Genomic DNA, 9,304 nt, shown 5'->3' with positions numbered 1-9,304 from the left:
CCGAAAAAGCGGTCTTCGCCAAGTCCACGCCAAGGATTATAGTGTTCATGGAGACTTCCTCTTCTGCTGACGGTTGTGTCGCAACACCATCATGGCCTTCGAGGCCGAAGGGAGGGGAAGTCTCTTTTTACTCATTCAAGCCGACCGACCACTGGCTACGCAAGCGGTCGGCGTCTTAACTCAAGCGTTAGCAGGATATGGCAATGTACGAGGAAACAAGGAGGTTTGTTTTAGCCATCGCCGAAGATTTATCCAAGTTGGCAGCGCTTGCTTTCAAGATCGGCATAATGATTGGGGGAGCTTGTCTTCTATTTTACTGCTACCGAATAAACTACTTCCCTACGGGCATATCTGCTGGTGACGCGATTATACTAGTATTTCTTGCCAGCGGATTTGCTATCGTCTACGGCATGTTTATTTCGTGCCTACTTTCTTTAGGTTTATGGACAACGCCTATCTTGAGGCCATTAATACGTTTGGCCGCGCGCTTGCGTCGCAGAGCTACGAAGGTCACCAAGCTCAACCAACCCATTCCAGAGCTCGTATCACCAAATATTTTGCATCTAGTTCTAGGTCTACTCGGCGTCATTATCGTATATGGGTTCAACGCCAAGCAACCCGGTTCATGGATCACGATGCTCGGGGCTGCATTCAGCTTGGCTATATTAGCCTCCGCATATTGTGATTTTTCTACGAAGCTACAAGCAGCAAGAGCTAAGGATAAATCGCCAATTATTACGCTTAGCAACACAATGCCCACAGTATGGCGCGATACCGGAAAACTTAGGTTTGGTTGTGTCATGTCCTTAGTCATGATTTGTGTGGTACCTCTATTCATGGGCGGGGTGTCTGGGCTTCTACTGGACAGTTCCATGCGCTTCGTTGGGCTCCGGAAGAATGCTTCCGTGGTACTTCTGGAGGCGCCGTACAGTGCGCTGCTACCGAAACAATATGTATTAAAGAGCGGGTCTAAAGCGAAGGGGTATACGGCCTTCAGTGGCGTGATAGTGGCGTTTCAAGGTATTGGTACAAATACGATCCTTGAATATGCTACGCCAGATGCCGCAGCATATTTATCGGTTCCAAACCAGTCAGTTATAGTCTACCCTGCTAACAAGTCAATCCAGCCGGCGCGGTACCCGCGCCGCTGATTTCCAGCGTTAGGCATCAGGTCAAAGGAATGGTTGAGTGCATTGCAACAAGGGAACTCACGTACTCCGTTCGCGGTAACACTTGAATCGCCCAGGGTTTCCTAGACATCTCAGATGCCTGACTGCATTTCCTTAGACGGTCTTGTTGCACCAATACGGCCGGTGCGGACCAGGGTATAAACCGCACCCGGCGACCTCATTGTTCGAGGATCTCTACGGCACTCGCTGGGATCTCCTCCAGTGCAACAGATCCACCCCTAGCACAGCGAGCACGGCCTAACTGCCCGCTCAATCGGGTGCGCTGACATGCGGAGCTCCCACATCCGTCCATGTGCGGCCACATGTGGCAATAGACAGGATTTCTGTCGATACTCTGCATGAACTGCGAATTTAGAGCACCATCGAGATACCCCTGTCCTGACGGATGGACTCACCTCACGAACCGGAGGATCAAGTGAAGAACTTTCCTGCGCACTTTGAGGAACTCAATCGCTGGATGGAAACGCTCAGTCTTGCCATCCCCGATTCGATGAAAGCATTCGGTGCCTTGCACGACGCCAGCCTGGCGCAAGGGGCACTCGACCCGAAAACCAAGGAACTGATTGCCTTGGGTATCGCGATCACCGTTCGTTGCGACGGGTGCATTTCCTACCATGTCCATGACGCCCTGAAAGCGGGCGCGACGAAGGAGGAAATCGCCGAGACGGTCTCGGTCTCCATTTTGATGGGAGGCGGCCCATCGGTCGTGTACGGCATCGAGGCGATGCAGGCTCTCAGCCAGTATCTGGAAGTGGGCGTTTAGCGTACTGGGGCTTTCCCCCTCCGGCATCGGCTGCTTCACGCCGCCCGGCATGGTACTCAGACGCTCCTCAAAGCGGACCGTTGATTCGGCCCGCAAAGCGTTAGTGCGCTTCAGGAGGGCTCATGTTCGATCACGTCGTATTCGGAACCAGCGACTATGCGGTGAGCAAGGCGTTCTTTCTCAAGGCACTCGAGCCCATCGGCATCGCCATCGTCTCGGAGGGGCCGCTCGGCATCGAGCTCAGCACGGACGGAAAGTCCTCGCTTTGCATCCGTCGAACCGAGGAGCGGCCCGCGCACCTGCACCTGGCGTTCACCGCCGAGAACCGCCAGCAAGTCGAAGCGTTCCATCGCGCCGCGCTGGAGGCGGGCGCCAAGGACAATGGCCCGCCGGGACTGCGCCCGGAGTACAGCGGGAACTACTATGCCGCGTTCGTCATCGGACCGGACGGGCACAACATCGAAGTGGTGTGCCACGAGACCGAGGACTGACGCCGGGTCCGGGTAGGCTGGCTCAAGCCTCCACGCAACGACCATCACAGGAGAGACCATGATTCTCGCAATCAAGGCCCTGGCCATATGGTTCATGATTCTGGTCCTCGCGGTCGCCAACGGCATGCTCCGCGAAGCGCTCCTCGTTCCCGGACTCGGCCGGACACCAGGGCTTGTCCTGAGCGGTCTGCTGCTGTCCGTACTGATCCTTCTTGTCACGCTGCTCGCCGTACCGTGGCTGCAGATCACTCGGTGGCCGCAAGCTGTCGGCGTCGGACTCGGATGGCTTGCCCTGACGCTCACTTTCGAGTTCGCATTCGGACGCCTTCAAGGCAAGTCATGGTCGGCCCTTCTCGAGGCGTACACGTTCAAGGACGGCAATGTCTGGCCTGTGGTTCTGCTGATCACGGCCGTCGCGCCCTATCTCGCGGCTCGATTCAGAGGGTTGCTGCCATGACTGCTGCGCCCTAGAATGCGCGAACGCCGAACCTCGGGAGAAACGTGGTGAATGGTGCTGTATCCGGTGGCGTTCGAATCCTGCTCCGTGCGGAAGGCGCATGCGCGCTTGCTGCCGCAGTGCTGGCCTATGCCCACTTCGACCACGGATGGGGCATGTTTGCCTTGTTCTTCCTCACCCCGGACTTGTCCTTTCTCGGTTATCTGGCCGGTCCGGAGACGGGTGCGGTTTCGTACAACTTCGCGCATTCATTCGTCGGCGCGTTGACGACGCTGGCCGCAGGCGCGCTGCTGTCGCTACCCGTGCTCGTGACGGCGGGCCTGATCTGGGTCGCGCACATCGGCTTCGACCGTGCACTCGGCTACGGCCTGAAGTATTCGGACGGGTTCGCTTTCACGCACCTGGGCCGCATCGGTCGTGCACGAACCGGTGGCTGAGCCTGTACGCAAAGTGCCTCGCGCAACGGGACGCGGGCACAAGGTACGCTTCGCTTCCTGGAACTCGATCTTCATGAGGTTCTCACGCCCGATTCCGGTTCCATGCGACTTGCGGAGCGGCGGCCTGCTCCACCACGGACGAGCCACCCAGCGGCGGCGCCATCCAGTTCTACGTGGGCGCGGAGTTTGGGCTTCCTGCTTCCAACCGGCCTGTCCGCAAGGAGCACATCCTTCGGTGGGTCGGCCTGCCGAACGAGATCGAGCACCTTGCTCGAAAGATCCCGGACGGGACATATCATCCATCCACGAACTCGGAGCATGACCGAACATGAAACACTACGGCGGCTGCCTGTGCGGCGACGTGCGCTACGAAGTCACGGGGTCTTTTGAGAACTTCTTCCTCTGCCACTGCTCCCGTTGCCGCCGGGACACGGGTTCTTCCCACGCGGCCAACCTGTTCTCGCGCACGGCAACGCTGCGCTGGCTGAACGGGGAGGAAAACGTAGTGGTCTTCCATCTTCCGGAGACACGTCACGTCCGAAGCTTCTGCGGCCAATGCGGGTCGGCGTTGCCGACCATGCAGACGCATGGCCGCGAGACGCTCCTCGTTGTCCCGGCTGGCAGCCTGGAGACGGATGTTCCGATTCGGCCCCAGGGCCACATCTTGATGGGTAGCCGGGCCAACTGGGACATGGAGTTGGAGCATGTGCCCGCTTTTGAGGGACTGCCGGGTTGAGACTTCGGCGCATCGCGTGCTCAGCGAAGAGGCAATCCGAACGATGAGCTGACGACGGCGTTGCGAGGAACGTCGGGCAACGCGCCGTGAATCGCCCGCGTTACATGCGGACCACGCCTTTCACCCGGCAGGCATCGCGATGCTGACGCGCGCTGGCGACGCCCGCGCTGTCGCGGGCCAGCCTGCGCATTTCCAGCACGGTCTGCCAATTGCGCGCGCAGAGGGCGCCCAGCTTGGGGCCGTAGTTCCACGACGCCTGCGCCAACTGTTCGGCATGGGCATAGTGCTGCAGTCGAACGGCGATCTCGGCGCGGTCCTGCAGGATGTCCGGCGCATGCGGTTCGTCCTGCAGCGCCTTGTCCAGCTGCGCCGCTGCCGCGGGGTACTGGCCGGATGCAGCGTCCTTGTGCGCCTGATCGACCAGCGCCTCGGTGCCCGCGTCGCGCAGGGGCGTGACGCGCAGGGCCGAATCGTCGTGACGTCCCGCCGCCTGGATCGAAGCCACGATGGCCTGTGGCGAAGGCGGCGGCGGAGCGGGCGGCGCACTCGCGCATGCGGCGAGCAGGCATGCGGCGACGGTGGAAGCGAGAACGGGGCGGACAGACTTCGACATCACGGCGTTCCGTTGGCGGAGGAGTTGCGCGCGTCGTCGTGATGGAACGCATCCCGGACACGCTGCCAGAAGCATCCATCGTGTTCGGTCGGAGCGTAACCGGAGATGAAGGGCAGCCGCCGCGCATCGTCACACTGCGCATCGGTCTGGTGTCCGGTCTGCGGATTGATCCAGGCGTACTGCAGCTGACTGCCGTCATCCAGTTGCAGGGGCTCGGTGGGCAGCTTGCGGAACAGCTCGCGCCACACCTTGAGCGCGCCCGACGATCCCCACAGTCCGGTGCGCTTGTTGTCGTCGCGACCGACCCAGACCACGGCCAGGCGGTCGCCGGTGAACCCGGCGAACCAGCTGTCGCGCTGCTTGTCGCTGGTTCCGGTCTTGCCCGCGGCATGCAGCCAGCCGAGGCCGCTGTCGGTGATGGAATGCGCGGTGCCGCGCACGGCGACCTGCTGCATGGCATAGGTGATCAGCTGCACCGCCGCGTGATACTCGCCCTGCCCCGGTCGCACTTCGTAGCGTTTGATGGTCTTGCCGTGTGCGTTCAGCACGCCGCGTACGGCCAGCAGCGGCAGCGCGTGACCGCCCGAGGCCAGATACTGGTACAGGTGCGCCACCTGCGCCGGCGAAAGGTCCACGGCGCCCAGCAGCAGCGACGGATTCGGGTTCACGCCGCTGAGTCCGAACGACTCCAGAAAACGCCGGATCTTGTCCACGCCGACCTGCATGCCCAGATGCACCGTGGCGAGGTTCCAGGAATTGACCAGCGCGTCGACCAGCGGCACTTCGCCGTGGGCGACATGATCGTCGTTCCGCGGCGACCAGACCTTGCCGTTGGGTTGCCGCAGATTGACCGGCTCGTCCTGCAACGGCGTCGCCAGCGACCAATTCCGCGGCTGCGCGAGCGCGACCAGGTAGACGAACGGCTTGATGACCGAGCCCACCGGACGCCGTGCGTCCAGCGCGCGATTGAAGCCCGGCTGTCCCGGATCGCGCCCGCCGACCATGGCCAGCACCTGGCCGTTGTGCGCATCGGTCACGACCGCCGCGGCCTGCAGATCGTCGCCGCGCTTGCCCATGCCGTCCAGCGTGCGTTCGATGGCCTTCTCGGTGTAGATCTGCGCGGCCGGGTCGAGCGTGGTGAAGATCGACAGTCCGTCCTTGCGCAGGGTCTCCTCGTCGAAATCGGTGGTGATCTGCGCACGCACCAGATCCATGAACGCCGGGAAGCGGTCGCGCGCCAGCTGCGGCTTGGCGACCACGCCCAGCGGCTGCGCCTGGGCGTGCTTCATCACCGCCTCGCTGATGAGGCCGGTGGTATGGAATTCGCGCAGGACCAGATTGCGCCGGGTCAGCGCGCGCTTCGGGAAACGCCGCGGGTCGTAGTAGCTCGGGCCGCGCACCAGTCCGACCAGCAGTGCGATCTCCTGCGGTCGCAGGGTCTGCAGTCGACGGCCGAAATAGAATTCGCTGGCGGCGGCGAAGCCGTGCACGGCCTGGTTGCCGCGCTGGCCGAGAAAGACTTCGTTGATGTACGCCTGCAGGATGCGCCCCTTGCTGTAGTGCGCCTCGATCAGCATCGACAACAGTGCCTCGTTGACCTTGCGCACGAGGTTGCGGTTGCGGGTCAGGAACAGGTTGCGGACCAGCTGCTGGGTCAGCGTCGAGCCGCCCTGCACGACTTGGCCGGCGCGCAGGTTGGCCCACATCGCGCGCGCGATGGCGCTGAGATCGATGCCGAAGTGATGCTTGAAGTCGCGATCCTCGACCGCCTGCAGACCGGCGACGAGCAATCCCGGCACTTGCTTCAACTGCACGATGCGACGCTCTTCCTGCTCCGCACCGTACAGGGTCGCGATGCGCGCCGGGTCCAGATGCGCCAGCTTCACGGACCGCCCGTTGTCGACGCGGGTCAGTGCACGGATGGTGTCGCCCGACAACGTCACGCGGAGCCGCTGCGGCAGCTCGCCGCCTTCGGGTCCGGCGTAGCCTCGCGAGGAGATCACGAAATGATCGCCGCCGCCGGTCCAGGTGCCCGGCACTCGGCCCCGCTTGTCGTGGGTGTAACCGGCGAAGGTCAATTCCAGTTTCAGCGCGTCCGGCTTCATCGGCTCGCCGACGGCCAGCGGTAGCGGTCGCGCATAGACGCGCGTGGGCACCGAGAACACCAGGTCGTTGAACCGCGCCTGCACCCGTGCGTTCAGGATCAGGGTGTAGGGCAGCAGGAAGCCGATCCCGACGCCCAGGCCGAGCCAGAACGGAACGCGCAACCAGGGCCAGGTGACGCGAAAAAAGGATCGGGTACGTTTGAAGGCAGTCAAGGCGCGATTCGTGATCGGTGGAATGAAACGGTTTCCGCAAGTGTACGTGGCCGCGTCGCACTCTGCGCGACGCCCGTTCAGCTGGGCGACACACGGACGCCGGACCATTTGCCCGTACAATGCCTGATCGGCAAAGGCATGGAGAGGCAATGCGCGGGCAACAACATGGCCGGAATCTGGCGGCGATGCTGGGCTGGCGAGTGCGCCGCTGGCGGCAGACGCTGCAGCGCCTGCGCCTGAGTCTGGGCCAGCGCGGCTGGCACGGCACGGTGGCGCGTATCGCGCAGGAATTCCGCCGCCGCCCCGAACGCGACGACACGCTGCCCATCGCGCCGCTGGACACGCCGTTCGCGCCATTCGCGCTGCCCGTGGACGCCACGGCGCCCCGCGTCTCGGTCGTCATTCCGGTGCACGGCAAGTGCGCGCATACCGTGGCCTGTCTGCGCTCGCTCGCCCGCCATGGCGCGGAGGCGCCCTTCGAGGTGATCGTCGTCGACGATGCCTCACCCGACGACACCGCGTCGATCCTGCCGCAGATCGACGGCCTCCGCATCGTCACGCACGCACAGAACAAGGGCTTTGTCGACAGCTGCAACGACGGTGCCGAGGCCGCGCGCGGCGATTTTCTTCTGTTCCTGAACAACGACACCCAGGTCACGCCCGGCTGGCTCGACGCGATGCTGGCGTGCATGCGCGAAGAACCCGAATGCGGCATCGTCGGCAGCCGGCTGGTCTACCCGGATGGCCGCCTGCAGGAAGCCGGCGGACTGGTCTTCGCCGATGGCAGCTGCCACAACATCGGTCGTTTCGAATCCCGCGACGATCCGCGCTTCCGTTACCGGCGCGAAGTCGACTATGTGTCCGGCGCCAGCCTGCTGATTCCGCGCGCGCTGTTCACGCAGGTCGGCGGATTCGCACGCGACTACGCGCCGGCCTACTACGAAGACACCGACCTGGCCTTCGCGGTACGCGCGGCCGGTCGGCGTGTCGTATACGAACCGGCCAGCCTGGTGGTGCATTTCGAGGGTGTGACCGCGGGCACGGACACCGAGAGCGGCATCAAACGTTATCAGGTGCGTAACCGCGAACGATTCGTGCAACGCCATCGCGAGGCGCTGCAGGATTTCCCGACCGCGCATACGCGTGTCGATGCGGCCCTGCGCCGTTACGCGCGCGGTCGAATGCTCGTCATCGACGCCATGACGCCCGACCCTGCGCGCGATTCCGGCTCATTGCGACTCACGGCCGTATTCGGACTTCTGCACACGATGGGCTGGCAGACGCTCTTCGCCCCGGACGATGGTCACGCTGCCGCGGACCGGATCGATGCGCTGGGCGCGCTGGGTGTACAGGTGCTGTGCCGACCCTGGGTGCGCCGCCTGCCCGAATGGCTGCAGCGCCATGGCGCAGAACTCGACGCAATCATGCTGTGTCGCGCCGGAACCGCAGCCACCTATCTGCCGTTGCTGCGCCGCGTCGCCCCGCAGGCGAAGGTACTGTTCGATACCGTTGACCTGCATTTCCTGCGCGAGGAACGTGCGGCAGCGGTGGCCGGCAGCGCTGGACTCCAGCGTCAGGCCGAAGCCTCCCGCCGCAGGGAACTGGGCCTGATCGCATCCAGCGACGTGACCTTCGTGGTCAGCCCCGTCGAACGCGCCCTGCTGGCCGACGCCGCGCCGCAGGCACGCGTCGAACTGCTCTCCAACATTCACGACGTGCATGGCCGCCGCAGCGATTTCGCCGCGCGACGAGACCTTGTGTTCCTTGGCGGCTTCGGCCATCCGCCCAACGCCGACGCAGTGCGCTGGTTCGTGCGTGAGATCCTGCCTCGCCTGCAACGGCACAATCCCGCTCTGCACCTGCATGTGCTGGGCGATGCACCCGAGGATGCGCGTCGCGAACTTTCCGGTCCGCAGGTCACCTTGCATGGTCGCGTCGACAATCTTTCGCCCTTCATGGACCGATGCCGACTGTCGATCGCGCCCCTGCGGTTCGGCGCCGGGGTCAAGGGCAAGGTGAACATGGCGATGAGCTATGGACTTCCGGTCGTCGCCACGCCCATTGCCGCCGAGGGCATGCAACTACGCGACGGTGTCGATGTATCCATCGCCGAGGATGCCGAAGCTTTCGCCGCGGCCGTGCTGGCGCTCTACGATGACGAAGCGCTGTGGCTGCGTCTGTCCGATGGCGGACTCGAAAATGTGCGCCGGCATTTCTCACCCGAGGCCGCCGCCGAAACGCTGCGCCGCGTGCTGAACTGACGCCCGCTTTTCCCGGTGCGTCAAACGCGCTAGCTTAG

At 63.3% G+C, this 9,304-nt stretch carries 9 protein-coding genes; 7 read left to right on the top strand and 2 right to left on the bottom strand.

Annotated elements, in window-relative coordinates:
* Positions 1–203 precede the first annotated feature (203 nt).
* The 6 genes from BTJ49_RS15470 (at position 204) to BTJ49_RS06450 (ending at position 4,074) form a co-directional block, all read left to right on the top strand.
* Positions 204–1,151, top strand: a complete 948-nt coding sequence (locus BTJ49_RS15470) for a hypothetical protein (RefSeq protein ID WP_146742290.1) — start codon at positions 204–206, stop codon at positions 1,149–1,151.
* A 454-nt stretch (positions 1,152–1,605) separates the two neighbouring features.
* Positions 1,606–1,953: a carboxymuconolactone decarboxylase family protein gene (locus BTJ49_RS06470; protein WP_206098373.1), complete on the top strand. Its 348-nt coding sequence runs from the start codon at positions 1,606–1,608 to the stop codon at positions 1,951–1,953.
* A 122-nt stretch (positions 1,954–2,075) separates the two neighbouring features.
* Positions 2,076–2,444: a VOC family protein gene (locus BTJ49_RS06465; protein WP_113064517.1), complete on the top strand. Its 369-nt coding sequence runs from the start codon at positions 2,076–2,078 to the stop codon at positions 2,442–2,444.
* Between the two features lie 58 nt (positions 2,445–2,502).
* Positions 2,503–2,901 (top strand): hypothetical protein, encoded by a 399-nt coding sequence (locus BTJ49_RS06460; protein WP_113064516.1) that lies wholly within the window; start codon positions 2,503–2,505, stop codon positions 2,899–2,901.
* Positions 2,902–2,945: 44 nt separating this feature from the next.
* Positions 2,946–3,338: a DUF4260 domain-containing protein gene (locus tag BTJ49_RS06455; RefSeq protein ID WP_343125521.1), complete on the top strand. Its 393-nt coding sequence runs from the start codon at positions 2,946–2,948 to the stop codon at positions 3,336–3,338.
* 328 nt (positions 3,339–3,666) lie between these two features.
* The gene (locus tag BTJ49_RS06450; protein ID WP_113064515.1) at positions 3,667–4,074 is read left to right on the top strand and encodes a GFA family protein; all 408 of its coding nucleotides are present in this window, start codon (positions 3,667–3,669) and stop codon (positions 4,072–4,074) included.
* A 100-nt stretch (positions 4,075–4,174) separates the two neighbouring features.
* Here BTJ49_RS06450 and BTJ49_RS06445 read toward each other — a convergent pair whose 3' ends face one another.
* On the bottom strand, positions 4,175–4,687 hold the full coding sequence (locus BTJ49_RS06445; protein WP_113064514.1) for a tetratricopeptide repeat protein: 513 nt from the start codon (positions 4,685–4,687) through the stop codon (positions 4,175–4,177).
* Positions 4,687–7,005 (bottom strand): penicillin-binding protein 1B, encoded by a 2,319-nt coding sequence (gene mrcB, locus BTJ49_RS06440; protein ID WP_240601752.1) that lies wholly within the window; start codon positions 7,003–7,005, stop codon positions 4,687–4,689. Before mrcB ends, BTJ49_RS06445 begins: the two co-directional genes overlap by 1 nt.
* A 149-nt stretch (positions 7,006–7,154) precedes the next feature.
* Here mrcB and BTJ49_RS06435 point away from each other — a divergent pair, with 149 nt between their 5' ends.
* Positions 7,155–9,266, top strand: a complete 2,112-nt coding sequence (locus BTJ49_RS06435) for a glycosyltransferase (protein ID WP_240601751.1) — start codon at positions 7,155–7,157, stop codon at positions 9,264–9,266.
* Positions 9,267–9,304 lie beyond the last annotated feature (38 nt).

The sequence above is a fragment of the Oleiagrimonas sp. MCCC 1A03011 genome (assembly GCF_003267965.1).
Lineage (GTDB): Bacteria > Pseudomonadota > Gammaproteobacteria > Xanthomonadales > Rhodanobacteraceae > Oleiagrimonas > Oleiagrimonas citrea.
This window is presented reverse-complemented; position numbering and strand designations above follow the sequence as displayed.